Genomic DNA, 15,564 nt, shown 5'->3' on the forward strand with positions numbered 1-15,564 from the left:
CGCGCCTTGCGCGTCTCGTCGCTTTGTCCATCCCTACGAGTTCTCGCCAAGCGGCTTGTCGGGCCCCGCGATCCCCGATCTCGTAGGGTGGGCCAAGCGAAGCGTGCCCACCAATCTTTGACTCGATAGAGGTGGTGGGCACGCATCGAGCCGCGCCTTGGCGCGTCTCGTTGCTTTGCCCACCTACCGGGTCTCTGCAAGTGGCCGGTTAGTATCCCCGTCCCCACCAGTAGCAGAAGCGCTCGACATTGGCGGGGAGGCTCGCCTCGTAATTCGCCCACTTCTCGTATTTCGGCAGCTTCACCTCCTTCATCGCGGTGTCGAAGCACTTGCCGGCGTCCGCCGCCTTCTTCACTTCAGTGGAGAGGTCCTCCATGTAGGCAATGTCGTCCTCGACGTCCTTCTTGGTGCCGAAGCGTCCGCCGGCATAGGGATGGCCGGGGATCATCCGCTCCCAGTCGAGCGAGGCCAGCTTCTTCAGCGAGGCGATGTACTCCAGCGGCGAGGCATTGTCGGGGATGTTGCGGAACTGGACGCTCTCGATCGGAGCGAAGTCGACCACGAAGATGATCTTCTCCTTCGGCAGCCGCATCACCAGAGAGTTGTCGGAATGGTTGCGGCCGACATAGTTCAGCTCCAGCGTGGTGCCGCCGAGCGTGATGCTCTTCTTGTCGTCCACCACCTGGTCCGGCATGACGACGTCGGCGAGCAGGGACTTCTGCTTCTTCAGCTCGAGCAGGCGCTCCTTGGTTCGCCGGTGCGCGATGAAGGTGGCGCCGAGATCCTTGAAGGGCTGGCCGCCGGCGATGTGGTCGTAGTGATGGTGGCTGTAGATGACGTATTTGATCGGCTTGTCGGTGACGGCCTTGATCGCGTCGATATAGGGCTTCGCGGGCCGCAGATACGAGATCGGGTCGGTCGCGATCACGCCCTGCGGCGTCACCACGAACATCGACTGATGGCCGCCATAGCGGAAGACGTAGACGTTGTCGGTGCCGTCGACCTTCCTGGTCGAGGTCTGCGGTGGGGTCTGCGCGGAGGCCGATCCGGTCGCGAGGGCCACGACAACGGCAAGGCAATGGATTGGCTTCATGTTTGATTGTCCAGCAAGGGAGGAGGGGCGTGGGAGCAAAATTCCGGCGAGAAGTCTCACGAGTTCGCGCCAATCCATTCGTGTCACCACAATGATCGACGCAATATGCTGCAAGCTAGCGCCGGCATTGCGCCGGTGTCAAAACGGCCGCGCGCGGGGCAGCTTGAGGTTGTGAAATGGCCTGGATGGAACCCGGTTGCTGCCGTTCAAATCTCGCGATTGCGTCGACGTTCCCGCTTGACAGTTTTATGTCTCAGGAGGAGCATCGCAACGGTCGCGAATACGCGACGCGTAACGTCCACCTCAGAGCAAGGGGAGGTCTATGACACCACCTCCGCAAATCCAGCCGCGTTAATTGCGATGGAGCTCGTTCGGACTATCGCATAGCGGCGCAAACCGCGAACGGCACGCCGGGTCAAGGTTTAGCGGGCTGCATCAGTGAGGCATAGCCCCTACCTTCCCGGCGCTGTAATTTGCATCACAATCAATCGTGTCGGATGACCGAGATGGTCGTCGCGACATGTGCCGTTCGACATCCTGCTTCTCTCTCCTCCTCCTCACCGTCATTCCGGATTGAATTCCGGAATGACGGTAGAGATTTTTGTGCGTCGATCTGACGGGCGCCAGCTATGCCGAGGCGCGGTTCCCTGATCCTGCATTGCGGCAAATGCCAAGAGAATGTCGCCTCATTGGCCCATTTCCGACACAGGGCCGGGGCGAATAGCTGCAATCCGACATGACGCGTGTGCTTCGGCGGTGACGATCCCGACGCCGCCGGCGCGCATTCATTTTTTCCAGGGAATCCTCGTGTCGCATAAGCTCGCCCCGGCGCTCCTCGCCGCTCTCTTCCTCGCGATCCTTTCTCTCTCCAGCGCCCGCGCCGAGCCGCCTCGGCCGGCGACGAATAATGCCGCCGCGCTGTCGCCCGACGAGGCGAAGCGCGCGCTGGAGACCCTTCAGGACGACAAGAAGCGCGCGCAGATGATCGACACGCTGCGTGCAATCGCCAATGCGTCCGGTCAGCAGCAGCCGGCGCCCGAACAGAAATCGCCGATCCCGCTTGCGGCCGATGGCCTCGGTGCGCAGCTCATGCTCACGGTGTCGGAGCAGATCGGCGAGATCTCGAGCGAGATCGCCAGCATGACGCGGACGCTCACGCACTTCCCGGCGTTCTACTACTGGATCATGCGCACGGCGAACGATCCGGCGGCCTACAATCTCCTGATCGAGATTGCCTGGAAGCTCGCGCTGGTGCTCGGCTGCGCGCTCGCGGCCGAATGGGTGATCTTCCGTCTAATCCGCCGTCCGGTCGTGTTCCTGGAAGGACGTGTGCCACAGACCGCGCGCCTGCCGGCGCAGGCGCTGCCGATCGCCGATCCGCCATCGTCGGTCGCCGACGTGACGCCGGCACCTGAGTTGCAGAAGCGACGTCACAGTCTGGCGCGGATCTGGCAGGTCATGCTGCGGCTGCCCTTCGTGCTCGGCCGTTTCGTGCTCGAGCTGCTTCCCATGTTCGTGTTCGTCGGCGTCGCCACCGCGCTGCTGGGAACGGAGATCGGCGAGCCGACGACCGTCCGCCTCGTGATTCTCGCGGTCGTCAACGCCTATGCGTTCTCGCGCGGGCTGATCTGCCTGGTCCGGGCGCTGGCGGGGCCGTTCGGCCTGTTTCCGGTGCGAGCCGAGACGGCGGCCTATATCGAGATCTGGGCGCGCCGCATCGTCGGTGTCGGTGTCACCGGCATCGCCTTCGCCAATGTGGCGCTGCTGCTCGGCCTGCATCGTGCCGGCTATGCCGCGCTGCTGCGCATGGTGATGCTGGTCGTTCACCTCTTCATCGTCGTCATCATCCTGCAATGCCGCCGCCAGGTCGCCGAGGCCATCCGCGCGCCGGCGGAACGGCAGGGGATCGCGGCGCGTCTGCGCAACCGCATCGCCGGCGGCTGGCACTATCTCGCCATCGCACTCGATCTGGCACTATGGGCGGTGTGGGCGCTGAACATCCGCAACGGCTATTCGCTGCTGCTGCAATATTTCGTCGGTACCGTTGTGGTCGCGGTGATCACGCGCGTCGCCATCATGCTGACGCTGAGCCTGATCGACCGCGGCTTCCGCATCAAGCCGGAGATCCTGCAGCGCTTTCCGGGACTGGAGACCCGCGCCAACCGCTATCTGCCGCTGCTGCGCAAGATCGTCTCCGGCGTGATCGCCTTCATCGGTTTCGTGGCCGTGCTCGAGGTCTGGGGCGTGGACGCCATCGTCTGGTTCTATGGCGGCCAGATCGGCGGCCGGCTGATCTCGGCGGTGGTGACGATCGGCATTGCCGTGTTCATCGCCGCCGCCATCTGGGAAATCAGTAACGCGCTGCTCGATCGCCAGATCAATGCGCTGTCACGCGACGGCCATTACGCCCGTGCCGCGCGCCTGCGCACCTTCCAGCCGATGCTGCGCACCGCGTTGCTCTGCCTGATCGCCACCGTCGTCGGCCTCACGGCGTTGAGCGAGATCGGCGTCAATGTCGCCCCGCTGCTCGCGGGCGCCGGCATCGTCGGCATCGCCATCGGCTTCGGTTCGCAGAAGCTGGTGCAGGACCTCATCACCGGCCTGTTCCTGCTGCTGGAGAACACGGTCCAGGTCGGCGACACCGTCAGCGTCTCCGGGCTCTCGGGCGTCGTCGAGAACGTCTCGATCCGCACCATCCGCCTGCGCGCCGGCGACGGCGCCGTCCACATCGTTCCGTTCAGCGCGGTCACCACCATCACCAATGCCAGCCGCGGCGCCGGCAACGCCTCCGTCAGCGTCAACGTCGCCTACAAGGAGGACACCGATCGCGCCGGCCAGATCCTCAAGGAGATCGTCGACGAGATGCGGCGCGAGGCGGACTTCCGTGCGCTGATCCGCGGCGATCTCGAGCTGTGGGGCGTCGACAAGGTCGACGGCGCGATGGTGTCGATCGTCGGCCAGATCCGCTGTACCGAGGCCGGCCGCTGGCCGGTGCAGCGCGAGTTCAACCGCCGCATGAAGCAGCGCTTCCAGCAGCACGGCATCGAGGTTGCCTCCGCGACCCAGACCATTCTGATGCAGATCGCGCCGCCGGCGGAGGGGGCCGCAAATCTGACGCCGCGGCGGGCGGCGGCCGGGTAACCGGTCCGCAAAATTCCAGCTTGCCTGCGCTCGTCCGGCAGCGTTCACTCCAGCCTCAGCCCGCTAACAATGCGGGCGGCAAAAAGGGTGGGAGAGACTGATGCGGGGGCTGTGGGCCGGATGTCGTGGTCATGTGTTCGTCATTTGCGCGCTGATCGGATGCGCGGTGTGGACCGCACCAGGCAACGCGCAGACGTTTCCGTCGCGCCCCATCACCCTCGTGGTGCCGTTCGCCGCGGGCGGCCCCACCGACACGCTGGCGCGGATCCTGTCCGAGCGGATCGCGGCCGAGCTGCACACGACGGTCGTGGTCGAGAACGTGGCGGGTGCGTCCGGCAGCATCGCCGGCGCCCGCGTCGCGCGGGCTACACCTGACGGCACCACCATCACCATCGGCCATTGGGGCACGCACGTGCTGAACGGCGCGATCTTCAAGCTGCCCTATGACGTGATCGCCGATTTCGAGCCGGTCGCGACCATCGCGATGGGCACGCAGCTCATCGTCGGCCGAAAGTCGCTCGAGGCGAACAGCCTGAAGGAGATGATCGCGTGGCTGAAGGCCCATCCCGGCAAAGCGACCGCAGGTACGGCGGGTGCTGGTACCGGCGCCCATGTCGCCGGCGTCTTCTTCAAGGAGAAGACCGGGACCGATTTCCAGTTCGTGCCCTATCGCGGCGCCGGGCCGGCGATGATCGATCTGGTCGCCGGCCAGATCGACATCATGTTCGACCAGGCTTCGAACTCGCTGCCACAATACAAGAACGGCGCGATCAAGGCGTTCGCCGTGACCTCGCCGACACGGCTTGCATCCGCACCCGATATTCCCACCGTCGATGAGGCGGGGCTGCCCGGGCTCTATATTTCCTACTGGCACGGCATCTGGGCCCCGAAGAACACGCCGAAAGAGATTGTGACAAAGCTCAATGCGGCCATTGTCGCCGTGCTCGCCGATCCCGCCGTCAAGCAGCGCTTTGCCGAACTCGGGCAGGAGATTCCGCCTGCAGCCCAGCAAACGCCCGCAGCGCTCGCCGCCTTCCAGAAAGCCGAGACCGAGAAATGGTGGCCGATTGTGAAGGCCGCCGACATCAAGCCTGAGTAGTTTCGAGGCACCACGAGCACTGCTCCTCATCCTGACAGATAGTGAGGCCTTCTCGTCATTCCGGGCTCGCGCTGACGCGCGCCCCGGAATGACGAGGGGAGAGAGGGGCCGCTCTCAATCCCTCATCATGAGTAGCTGAGCGCCGTTAACCTTTTCGCGTGCGCATTTTGCCAGTTTCCGCGCCAATCTCGCTGCGGTGCGAGATCACAATCAAGGCGCCTGTTGCTACGTCCTTGATCTCGGGGGACCGCTGGCCGACAATGGTTGCCCTTCAATAAGAAACTCCCTGGGGGATTTCGTGAATAGACCTGCTCGGGTCAGCGCCCATTCGACATCATCCGACACCGCGCACGGCATGACGCTGCTGCGTGATCCCTTGCTCAACAAGGGCACCGCCTTCACGGAAGCGGAGCGCGCCGCGCTCGGCCTGCGTGGCCTGCTGCCGCCCTGCGTGCTGACGATGGAGACCCAGGCGGAGCGCGTGCTCACCAATCTGCGCGCGCTGCCGACCGACCTCGAAAAATACGTCGCGCTGAACGCGCTGCATGACCGTAACGAGGCGCTGTTCTTCCGTGTCGTGGTCGACAACATCGACGAGATCCAGCCGATCATCTACACGCCGACCGTCGGGCTCGCCTGCCAGAAATACGGCCTGATCTTCCAGCGGCCGCGCGGCATGTTCATCTCCTCGCGCGATCGCGGCCAGATCGCCGAGATCCTGAAAAACTGGCCCTATCCGGCCAAGTTGATCGTCGTTACCGACGGCGAGCGCATTTTGGGGCTTGGCGATCTCGGCGCCAACGGCATGGGCATTCCGGTCGGCAAGCTCTCGCTCTATTCGGCCTGCGCCGGCGTTCATCCCGAGCAGTGCCTGCCCGTTGTGCTCGACGTCGGCACCAACAACGAAGAGCTCCTGAACGATCCCTATTATCTCGGCCTGCGCGAGCGGCGGCTGACGGGCGAGGCTTACGACAGTTTCGTCGACGAGTTCATGCAAGCAGCGCGAAAGACCTTCCCGGACGTGCTGATCCAGTTCGAGGATTTCGCCAATCACTCAGCGTTCAAGCTGCTGCACAAATATCGCGACGAGGCCTGCGTCTTCAACGACGACATCCAGGGCACTGCGGCTGTGGCGCTCGCCGGCCTGTTCTCGGCGCTGCGCGTCTCCGGCGGCAAGCTGAAGGATCAGAAAATCCTGTTCCTCGGCGCGGGCGAGGCAGCGACCGGCATCGCCGATCTCGTGGTCTCCGCCATGATGGCGGAGGGGGCCACGGAAGCCGAAGCGCTCCGGCGCAACTGGCTGGTGGATTCCCGCGGCCTCGTCGTCAGCGGCCGTGAGGGTCTTTCCGGCCACAAGCTGCGCTATGCCCATGCCGGCCAGGCGCCGATTGCGGATTTCCTCACCGCGATCAAGACGCTGAAGCCGACGGCGATCATCGGCGTCGCCGCGGTCGGCGGCGCCTTCACGCCCGAGGTGCTGAAGGCGATGGCCGAGCTCAACGAGCAGCCGATCGTGTTCGCGCTCTCCAACCCGACCTCCAAGGCGGAATGCTCGGCGGAGGACGCCTATCGCTACACCGAGGGCCGCGCGCTGTTCGCCTGCGGTAGTCCGTACGATCCAGTTACGCTGAGCGGCCGCACCTTCGTGCCGCGCCAGGGCAACAACTCCTACATCTTCCCCGGCGTCGGCCTCGGCGTCATCGCCAGCCGCTCCAGGCTGGTGACGGACGAGATGTTCATGGCGGCCGCCCATGCTCTGGCCGATTGCGTCGGCAAGGAGGACCTCGCCCAGGGCAGCCTCTATCCGGCGCTGCCCCGCATCCGCGAGGTCTCTGTCCGTATCGCCGCCGCGGTTGCCGACGTCGCCTATCAGCGCGGACTGGCGGACGGACCCGCGCCGAATGACGTGAAGGCCCTGGTCCAGTCGCAGATGTACGAGCCGAAGTACTGAGGCTTACAATTCAAGTTGAACTCGCGGAGGCAGCCCCTCACCCCAACCCTCTCCCCGTAAGAACGGGGAGAGGGAGTGAGAGAGTGTGCCCTCCTTACCTCTCCCCGCTCTTTTGCGGGGAGAGGTCGGATCGCTCCGACGATGCGAAGCGTCGTCGGACGATCCGGGTGAGGGGCAGGGCATCCTGCCAATCGCGTCGGAGGTCCATCCGACTCCCCACACGTTTCTAGACCGGCGTTAGGTCAGCCCATCGCCACCATTTCAGGTGGAATCGCCGTTGTGCCGCGCGGCCGTATATGCGACAGTCTGTAGCGTTACAAGAAAACTCAATCCGCAAGGTCAGATGCCATGGACGATCGTTTGCCTGAACTCGGCGACCTCGAGCGTGAGGTCATGCAATTGGTTTGGGCTCATGGTCCCGTCACGGCCGAAATCGTGCGGGAGCGGTTGTCGCGGCGCCTGAAGGAATCCACAGTGCGCACGGTGCTACGCCGGCTCGAAGAGAAGGGCTATGCCAACCACACGGTGGACGGCCGCACCTACGTCTATCACGCAGCCGAGGAGCGCTCGCGGGTCGCGGCCAAGGCGGTGCAGCGCATCGTCGACTGGTTCTGCAACGGCTCGATCGAGGAGGTCCTCGTCGGCATGGTGGACAACAAGATGCTCGACCAGCAGCAATTGCGCACGCTGGCCGACCAGGTGGCCAAGGCGAAGAAGGCGAGGGGAGTGAAGAAAGAATGATCGCAACTCTGGCGGAGGCGGCGCTGCGCTCCTTTGTGCTGGGAGGCGTCGTCTGGTTCGGTCTCATCCTGTTTCGCGTGCGCAATCCGCACGTCCACATGACGGCGTGGGTCGTCGTGCTCATGGCTTCGCTCGCGATGCCGTTCGTGATGCATTGGCCGACGCTCACCATCGACCGGTTGCCCGCCTCCGTTCCGGTGCCGGGCGAAATGTGGCCGGCCGACATCGCGATGCTGGAGACGCCGCAGCCGGCGCTGCCGATCGCGCCGGGTGCTGCCGTGGCGCCGCCGGCGAAAAGCGGCGTCTCGATCGACTGGTGGTTGGTGGCGACGAGCGTCTATGCCGGCGTCGCCGGCCTGTTGCTGCTGCGGCTCGCCATCGGCCTCGGCCTGACCTGGCGCCTGGCGCGCGCGGCGAAGCCGGTGAAGGGTGCGCAGTTGATCGATGCCGACATCCGCGTCAGCCGCGACGTCGGCGGCCCTGTTACCTTCGGCTCGACCATTCTGGTGCCGCCGCAATTTGCGGGATGGGATGCCAAGAAGCGCCTCGCGGTGCTTGCCCATGAAAGCGCGCATGTCGCCAACCGCGATTTCTACATCCTCCTGCTGGCCTCGCTCAATCGCGCGGTGTTCTGGTTCAGCCCGTTCTCCTGGTGGCAGCTCGCGCATCTCGCCGAACTCGCCGAGATCATCAGCGACGCGCAGGCGATCGAGGTGATCGACGACCGGCTGTCCTATGCGGAGATCCTGCTCGACTTTGCCAGCAGCGTGAAACCGCGCCCCGTCGAGCTCGCGATGGCGCGGGCCTCGACCGTGCGCGCCCGCGTCGAGCGCATCATCGCGGCGGCCGCGTTGCCGGTCGCGGTCGGTTGGCGCAAGCGGCTGTGGATCGCGGCCGCGATCGTGCCGGCGTTGATCGTCTCGACCGGCATGATCGCCTATCGCACGCCGGACCCTGCGCCCGCCGTTGCGGACAGCGGCGAGGTGCCGGCCGAGCATTATCGCCCCTTCGTCAATTTCTACGCCATGGGCCCGGCCTCGGTGTTCGCGATCTTCCGCGAGGGCGGCGAACTCTACGGCCAGCTCACCGGGCAGCGCAAACTGCGCCTGACGGTCGGCAGTGACGGCACCGCGTCCTACGCGGCCTCGTCCGGCGAGATCACGTTTCCGCTCGATGCGGAGCGCCGCTCGGCCGAGCTGGTGCTGCGCATGAACGGCCGCGACATCCGCGCGGTCCGCCTCGCCGAGGTGCCGACGCCGGCAACGGGATCGGCGCCACTCGATCAATATGTCGGCTGGTACAAGGTTGCGCCGAACCGCGTTCTCGCCGTGCGCCGCGACGGCGATCGGCTACAGGTGCAGGAAACGGTGCAGGGCCGGGCCGCGCTGCTCGCCGAAGGTGCCGACGTCTTCTCGATCCATGGCGACAACCTCCTGATCTTCCTGCGCGACGAGCAGGCCAGGGTCTCGCGCGTGCTGGTCCAGAATGCGGTGTTCGGCGCCCGTCTCGCGCCGCGGATCGATGCGGCCACCGCGCAGGCGATCGAAGCCGACTTCGCGCGCCGTGTTGCGGAAGTGCCGGATCGTTTCCGCGAGCAGGTCCCCGTCGCCGGCGGCAAGGAGATGATCCTGCGCGGGATCGAGGATCTGCGCCGGGGCATGCCGAACTACGACCGGATGAGCGCGCCGCTGGCTGCGAAGATTCATCGTCAGCTCAACGAGACGCAGGCGACCTTCGTGGCGCTCGGCGCCCTCGAGTCGATCTTCTTCCGCGGCGTCGGCCCCGGCGGCTACGATATCTATGGCGCCAAGTTCGAGAACGGCACGGCTGAATTCCGCTTGCTGCTCGAGCCCGACGGCAAGGCCGGCGACGTCATCTTCCGGGCCGACGGCAACGACGAGCTCGGCGGCATCCTGCCTTGCTCGGAAGAGGCGAATGTGCGCGGCCGCGCCGGCACCTCGCCGATCCGGATCATGGTCTACAACGAACTCGGCGACGACATTCGTGTCTTCAATCTCGACGCCGACGGCAATCGCAAGAGCCAGAGCGTGGTCAGATCCAACATGAGCTGGGCGGCCACGACCACCGTGAACAATGCCTGGGTGATCGCCGACAAGTCGGGGCGGTGTCTCGAGGTCTTGATGCCGGGCCGGCAGACGCGCTTCCACAATGTCGAAGCTTCAAACCTCGGCGCAAAGACGGGGCGCGCCGCGCGCCGCGCCGTTCCGATCGCCAATGGCGAGGAGATGCTGCGCCGTTACATCGAGGGCGTCGGCAAGGGACAGCCCGATTACGAGCACATGACGCCGGAGGTCGCCGACATCACGCGCCAGCAGCTTCCGTTCGACCAGGCCATCCTGGCGCGGCTCGGTGCACTGCGTGCGGTGTCGTTCCGCGGCGTCACCGCGCTCGACAGCGACATCTACATCGCCCAGTTCGCCAACGGCTCGGCGGAATGGCGGATCGGTGTCAGGAACGGCACGATCACCAAGATCGCGCTCGGGCCCAATTTCTAGGATCGCTGCGTCTGCCCGTCCGTCGTGCCGGATGGGCGGCGGGCGATAGTCGAACGGGGATGCCGCAATCTCCGCTTGCCCGGGCACATCTCAAGTGCTACGGTGTGTAGCATTACGGTTCGTAGCCTCGCGCGGCGCGATGTCGGCAGGCGCGAGAGAATTGGGCGTTCGCCATGAGCAATTCTGCAAAGGCCGAGGCCGTGCTGGCGCTGCATCGCTTCGGCATGGGGCCGCGGCCGGGATCGATCGCCGCTGTCGGTAGCGACCCGCGCGGCGCGCTGATCGCCGAGCTCGACCGGCCGCTTACGCTGACCGCCGCGGCCGGGCTTCCCACCAGCGCCAAGGCATACCGCACCGTTGCCGACGCCAATGCGCGGCGGACGGCGCGGGTCAAGCAGGCGCAGCAGCAGGCGAAGAAGCAGCAGATGGCGGCTGCGCAGGCGATGTCGGAAGACCAGACGCAGGCGCAAGGTCAAGCCCAGGACAAGGACGCGGCCGAGATGGCGGCCAAGCAGGCCGCCGAAGCCGTTCCCGATCCCGGGCGCCCGATGTATCTGCAGGAAGCCAAGCTGCGCACGGAGGCAGCGCTCGCCGCCGACATCGGCTTTGCCGAGCGCCTGGTGTGGTTCTGGTCCAACCATTTCTGCGTCTCGGCCAACAAGATCCAGAGCATGTCCGGCGCCTATGAGCGCGAGGCGGTTCGCGCCAATGCGCTCGGCCGCTTCGTCGATCTCCTGCTCGCCGTCGAAGGCCATCCGGCGATGCTGTTCTATCTGGACAATCTGGAATCGATGGGCGCGAACTCGATCGCCGGCATCAATCGCAGCCGCGGCCTCAACGAGAACATCGCGCGCGAGATCATGGAGCTGCACACGCTCGGTGTGCGCACCGGCTACACTCAGGACGACGTCATCAGCTTCGCCAATGTCATGACCGGCTGGACGCTGGTGCCGCCGGGCGTCGATCCCCAGCATGGCGGCGAGTTCACCTTCAATCCGCGGCTGCACGAGCCCGGCGGGCAGACCGTGCTCGGCAAGCGTTACGAGCAGGAGGACGCCGAGCAGGGCCGCGCCGTGCTGCGCGATCTCGCCGCGCATCCGGCAACCTCAACCCATGTCGCGACCAAGCTGGCGCGGCACTTCGTGGCCGACGAGCCGCCGCCGGCTTTGATCGAGCTGATGGCGAAGACCTTTCGCGACACCGAGGGCGACCTCAAGCAGGTCGCGATCGCGATGGTGTCGTCGGACGACGCATGGCGTGGGCCGCCCTCAAAGCTCAAGCGGCCCGGCGAATGGGTCGCCGGCATGGTGCGCGCGACCGGCATCACGACCGTCGATCCCGTCCGTTACACCGGCGGCCAGGAGCTGCTCGGCGAGGCGCTGTGGCGTCCGTCCGCGCCAAAAGGCTATCCGGACGACGAGGCGAGCTGGATCGACGGGGTCGGGCGGCGGCTCGACATCGCCAACAACTTCGCTGAGCGCATCACCGGCATGGCCGATCCGCAGATCATCATCGAGGACGTCTTTGCATCCGAGATCGCACCCGAGGTGAAGCAGGCGGTCGGCCGTGCCGAGAGCCGGCAGCAGGCGCTCGCGCTCCTGTTCATGTCGGCGGATTTTCAGAGGAGGTGAGCATGGGCCTTGATCGTTATCTGCCCACGCGGCGCGAGCTTCTGGCCGGCTCGGGCGCGCTGTTCGCATGGAGCCAGATGCCGCGGATCGCGCGCGCGGAAGGGCGCGATCCGCGCCTGCTCGTCGTCATCCTGCGCGGCGCGCTCGACGGCCTCGGCGCGGTGGCGCCGGTCGGCGATCCCGACTGGGTCGCCTTGCGCGGCGATCGCGCGCTGCTGCTCGACGGCAAGCCGCCGGCGCTGCCGCTCGATTCCTTCTTCGCGCTCAATCCGGCGATGCCGAACCTGCATCGGCTCTACAAGAGCGGCAAGGCCGCGATCGTTCACGCAACGGCCACGCCCTATCGCGAGCGCTCGCATTTCGACGGCCAGGACGTGCTGGAGAGCGGCTTCACCAGGCCCGGTGCGACCGCGTCGGGATGGCTCAACCGCGCGCTGCTCGCGATGGAGTCCGGCGGCCGTGTCGATCCGCGCGGCAGCCGCGCGCTCGGCATCGGCTCAGTGACGCCGCTGGTGGTGCGCGGCTCTGCCCCCGTCATGACATGGGTGCCGCAAAAACTCCTGCCGGCGAGCCAGGACATGCAGAACCGCCTGCTCGATCTCTATCAGCACACCGATCCGAAGCTCGCGACCGTGCTCCAGGCGCGCATGAAGCTCGCTTCACTCGACGGCGCGATGGGCACGGGCGATCCGATGTCGGACGATCCGACGCTGGCACCGCCCGGCATTGCGCGCGTACGCGCCTATTTCGCCGAGGCGGCCGGCACCGCCGCGCGCTATCTCGCCAAGCCCGACGGCCCGCGCGTCGGCGCGATGGGCTTCGTCGGCTGGGACACGCACATTGCCGAAGGCGCGGCCTCGGGCCAGCTCTACAATCTGCTCGGCGCGCTCGACGGCGCGTTCGCGGCGATCGAAAGCAACATGGGTGATGTCTGGCACGAGACGGTGGTCGCCGTCGTCACCGAGTTCGGCCGCACCGCGCGCATCAACGGCACGCAAGGTACGGACCATGGCACGGGCACCGTTGCTTTCCTCATCGGCGGCGGGCTCGCCGGCGGCCGCGTGATCGCGGACTGGCCAGGCTTGAAGCCCGCGCAAATGTTCGAGGACCGCGATCTCAAGCCGACCACTGACTTACGTGCCGTGCTGAAAGGCCTGCTCAGGGATCATCTGCGCGTCGAGGAGAAGATCCTCGCCGAGACGGTCTTCCCCGGCAGCACTGACGTCAAACCGATGGGAGGCCTCGTCGGCTGACGACGCGCCTTTCGCAACCGGATCGGGTTCATGTGCACACTGACACAGTTGGAGCTCGACTTTCTCGCCAGCCTGAAAACCGGCTGGCGGCGGCTCTATCGCCGCGAGCTGATGCGGCTGCTGCGGGGAGACGTCGGTGCCGATGAGGATCGGCCGGACGCGCGCCCGATCATCTTGCGCACCGTATCGGGCTGATAGTTCCGCTGATCTGTCCCGATTCAGGACATTAACTGTGATGGAATCGTCACAGCGGGCGCGAAACGGTGGCGGCCGCACGGCCGCTTTTGTTCCGACAAGGTTCTGCCCCGATTGCCCACCGAAACTTGGGGTTGTTCGGAGGGCGCATCATGTCTCGCATTGCACGTGCCGAAACTGCCCGAATGTCGCTGGCAACCTCGAGCCGATTGTTGCTCGCTGTCCTGAGTGCCGCATCGCTCGCCGCCTGCGCGCAGTCGCCGGTCGGCCGCCAGAAAGCCGATCTCGCCGGAACGAGCCGGCAGGCCACAGTCGAGCGGCCGCACCGGGTGGCGGCATTGCATCCGCGGCCGATCAGCCGGGCGCGTGTCCCCGACGGTGAGGCAAGGCGAACCGCCTCGCATGGTCTCGCCAGCTTCTACTCGGACACCGAAACCGCGAGCGGGGAGAAGTTCGACAAGAACGAACTGACCGCGGCGCATCGGAGCCTGCCGTTCGGCACCAAGCTGCGCGTCACCGACGTGTCCTCCGGCCGCTTCGTCACCGTCAGGGTCAACGATCGCGGCCCCTTCGTTCGCGGGCGCGTGGTCGACATCTCGCCGTCCGCCGCCGAAGCGCTCGGCATGGTCGACAAGGGCCTCGCCAATGTCCGCCTCGACGTCGTGCGATAGAGCATGATCAGGAAAAGTGCGTAGCGGTTTTCCGAAAAGATCATGCTCAAACAATCAAGCGCGTTTCGTCGAGGTGAGGCACCGCGCTTAACCGGCTGTTAGGCGCTTCTCAAGCACCATGGCTGCCCAAACAATTCGGGGCTTTTGGGGAGGCGGACGCTTGAACACGATCCAGTATCTCGAAGATCAGGCCGCGCGTGCCGAGCGGCTCGCCAAGAGGATCACGGATACGCTGACGATCGAAAAGCTCCTGACCTTCGCCGGCGAACGCCGCCGCGAGATCGAGGTCATCACCGGCAAGTATCGGCGCGCATAACTCCCGTAACCCATGCCGTGAGCGCATCCGTGCTCCCCGCGAAGCGCGGAACTTCCGCTCGTCTCCTGCGTCATCTGCGCAGTGAGAGAGGAGGAGGACATCATGGGTTTTGGACGAGGTGCTTTGCTTTGGTTGCTTGGCGTGCCGCTGCCGATCATTCTGCTGCTGGCATTGTTCTGGCACCATTGAGTTGCCACACGAAAAGCGCCGCGGAAGCGGCGCTTTTTTTTTGTTGGGCGCGATGTGCAGCGTTTGAGGCGCGATGCGCCCTCAGCTATGGCTCTCGACGAAGTCGCTGAGATAGTCGGGCAGCTCTATGCCATAGATGTCGCAGCGTGCCTTTATCGCGCCGGCGACGTCGGTCGAGATGTCCTTCATCCAGTGTTCGAGCGTGTTGAACGAGATCACCTTGACGGGATCGTTGAAGCAGCCGGCGACGAACTCGCCGATGGTGGCTTCGAGATCGCTGCGCTCGATGCGGATTTCAGTCGCAATGTCGAGACGGTCGACGACGACGAAGAGGGTTTGGTCCGCGCCATAGGGCACGACGGGAGATGCAACGCCAGCTTCAAGCATGTGGGGCGCTCACGATTTGACTTCCGATCTCCGACAACGGGAAAAACCGGAAGAAGGTTCCTACGCACGTGCTTGTGAAGGCCGTCAGAGAAATTCCCGCCAGCGCGATAGCTCGATGACGTGCTCGGGAGAGAGAACGGCGGTAACCAGCGGCGGCTGCGGCGCCGTGCGGATCTCATAGAGGTGCCGGGTTGCCGCCGGCTTCTTCATGAAGGCCGAGATGCATTCGTCGAGCGTCCCCTCGCTCACCTGATAGGGCTCGCGGTCCGGGCGGCGCTGATTGGCGAGTGACGGCCATTTATGCAGCGCTGCAAGCGCGCCGAAATCGACTTTTGACTCCGCAACAACGTCCCCCATCGTCCCGCCTCACGCAAAAAGAAC

13 protein-coding genes are annotated in these 15,564 nt (G+C 65.5%); 10 read left to right on the forward strand and 3 right to left on the reverse strand.

From position 1 onward, the window contains the following. Nucleotides 1–208 precede the first annotated feature (208 nt). A complete protein-coding gene (locus N2603_RS13010; protein WP_260389090.1) occupies nt 209–1,093 on the reverse strand; it encodes an MBL fold metallo-hydrolase in 885 nt (294 codons plus the stop codon). A gap of 807 nt (nt 1,094–1,900) precedes the next feature. On the opposite strand from N2603_RS13010, the gene N2603_RS13015 reads away from it, so the two are divergent. From N2603_RS13015 to N2603_RS13060, 10 genes are all read left to right on the forward strand, one after another. Beyond that, entirely contained in the window at nt 1,901–4,234 is a 2,334-nt protein-coding gene (locus tag N2603_RS13015) for a mechanosensitive ion channel domain-containing protein (RefSeq protein ID WP_260389091.1), read from the forward strand. Between the two features lie 100 nt (nt 4,235–4,334). After that, a complete protein-coding gene (locus tag N2603_RS13020) occupies nt 4,335–5,333 on the forward strand; it encodes a Bug family tripartite tricarboxylate transporter substrate binding protein (RefSeq protein ID WP_260389093.1) in 999 nt (332 codons plus the stop codon). Between the two features lie 355 nt (nt 5,334–5,688). Continuing rightward, entirely contained in the window at nt 5,689–7,284 is a 1,596-nt protein-coding gene (locus N2603_RS13025; protein ID WP_260424190.1) for an NAD-dependent malic enzyme, read from the forward strand. Nucleotides 7,285–7,632: 348 nt separating this feature from the next. Further along, on the forward strand, nt 7,633–8,025 hold the full coding sequence (locus N2603_RS13030; protein ID WP_260389095.1) for a BlaI/MecI/CopY family transcriptional regulator: 393 nt from the start codon (nt 7,633–7,635) through the stop codon (nt 8,023–8,025). Continuing rightward, a complete protein-coding gene (locus N2603_RS13035; RefSeq protein WP_260389096.1) occupies nt 8,022–10,541 on the forward strand; it encodes a M56 family metallopeptidase in 2,520 nt (839 codons plus the stop codon). Before N2603_RS13030 ends, N2603_RS13035 begins: the two co-directional genes overlap by 4 nt. A gap of 173 nt (nt 10,542–10,714) precedes the next feature. Further along, complete coding sequence (locus N2603_RS13040) at nt 10,715–12,172, forward strand: DUF1800 domain-containing protein (protein WP_260389097.1); 1,458 nt, start codon at nt 10,715–10,717, stop codon at nt 12,170–12,172. 2 nt (nt 12,173–12,174) lie between these two features. Next, the gene (locus N2603_RS13045) at nt 12,175–13,425 is read left to right on the forward strand and encodes a DUF1501 domain-containing protein (protein ID WP_260389099.1); all 1,251 of its coding nucleotides are present in this window, start codon (nt 12,175–12,177) and stop codon (nt 13,423–13,425) included. Between the two features lie 30 nt (nt 13,426–13,455). Then, on the forward strand, nt 13,456–13,620 hold the full coding sequence (locus N2603_RS13050) for a hypothetical protein (protein ID WP_260389100.1): 165 nt from the start codon (nt 13,456–13,458) through the stop codon (nt 13,618–13,620). A gap of 152 nt (nt 13,621–13,772) precedes the next feature. Continuing rightward, entirely contained in the window at nt 13,773–14,291 is a 519-nt protein-coding gene (locus N2603_RS13055; RefSeq protein ID WP_260389101.1) for a septal ring lytic transglycosylase RlpA family protein, read from the forward strand. Nucleotides 14,292–14,451: 160 nt separating this feature from the next. Then, on the forward strand, nt 14,452–14,607 hold the full coding sequence (locus N2603_RS13060) for a hypothetical protein (RefSeq protein WP_018640808.1): 156 nt from the start codon (nt 14,452–14,454) through the stop codon (nt 14,605–14,607). A 270-nt stretch (nt 14,608–14,877) separates the two neighbouring features. Here the strand turns inward: N2603_RS13060 and N2603_RS13065 are convergent, their stop codons facing one another. Continuing rightward, nucleotides 14,878–15,183 carry a hypothetical protein gene (locus N2603_RS13065; RefSeq protein ID WP_018640807.1) on the reverse strand — a complete coding sequence of 102 codons (306 nt, stop codon included), beginning with the start codon at nt 15,181–15,183 and terminating at the stop codon, nt 14,878–14,880. A gap of 84 nt (nt 15,184–15,267) precedes the next feature. Beyond that, the gene (locus tag N2603_RS13070; RefSeq protein WP_260389102.1) at nt 15,268–15,540 is read right to left on the reverse strand and encodes a hypothetical protein; all 273 of its coding nucleotides are present in this window, start codon (nt 15,538–15,540) and stop codon (nt 15,268–15,270) included. Nucleotides 15,541–15,564 lie beyond the last annotated feature (24 nt).

The sequence above is a fragment of the Bradyrhizobium huanghuaihaiense genome (assembly GCF_025200885.1).
GTDB classification, from domain to species: domain Bacteria; phylum Pseudomonadota; class Alphaproteobacteria; order Rhizobiales; family Xanthobacteraceae; genus Bradyrhizobium; species Bradyrhizobium huanghuaihaiense.

Coding starts and splice junctions, on each gene's coding strand:
- N2603_RS13010 (WP_260389090.1), bottom strand. CDS start 1,093: ATGAAGCCAATCCATTGCCTTGCCGTTGTCGTGGCCCTCGCGACCGGA.
- N2603_RS13020 (WP_260389093.1), top strand. CDS start 4,335: ATGCGGGGGCTGTGGGCCGGATGTCGTGGTCATGTGTTCGTCATTTGC.
- N2603_RS13025 (WP_260424190.1), top strand. CDS start 5,689: ATGACGCTGCTGCGTGATCCCTTGCTCAACAAGGGCACCGCCTTCACG.
- N2603_RS13030 (WP_260389095.1), top strand. CDS start 7,633: ATGGACGATCGTTTGCCTGAACTCGGCGACCTCGAGCGTGAGGTCATG.
- N2603_RS13035 (WP_260389096.1), top strand. CDS start 8,022: ATGATCGCAACTCTGGCGGAGGCGGCGCTGCGCTCCTTTGTGCTGGGA.
- N2603_RS13040 (WP_260389097.1), top strand. CDS start 10,715: ATGAGCAATTCTGCAAAGGCCGAGGCCGTGCTGGCGCTGCATCGCTTC.
- N2603_RS13045 (WP_260389099.1), top strand. CDS start 12,175: ATGGGCCTTGATCGTTATCTGCCCACGCGGCGCGAGCTTCTGGCCGGC.
- N2603_RS13050 (WP_260389100.1), top strand. CDS start 13,456: ATGTGCACACTGACACAGTTGGAGCTCGACTTTCTCGCCAGCCTGAAA.
- N2603_RS13055 (WP_260389101.1), top strand. CDS start 13,773: ATGTCTCGCATTGCACGTGCCGAAACTGCCCGAATGTCGCTGGCAACC.
- N2603_RS13065 (WP_018640807.1), bottom strand. CDS start 15,183: ATGCTTGAAGCTGGCGTTGCATCTCCCGTCGTGCCCTATGGCGCGGAC.
- N2603_RS13070 (WP_260389102.1), bottom strand. CDS start 15,540: ATGGGGGACGTTGTTGCGGAGTCAAAAGTCGATTTCGGCGCGCTTGCA.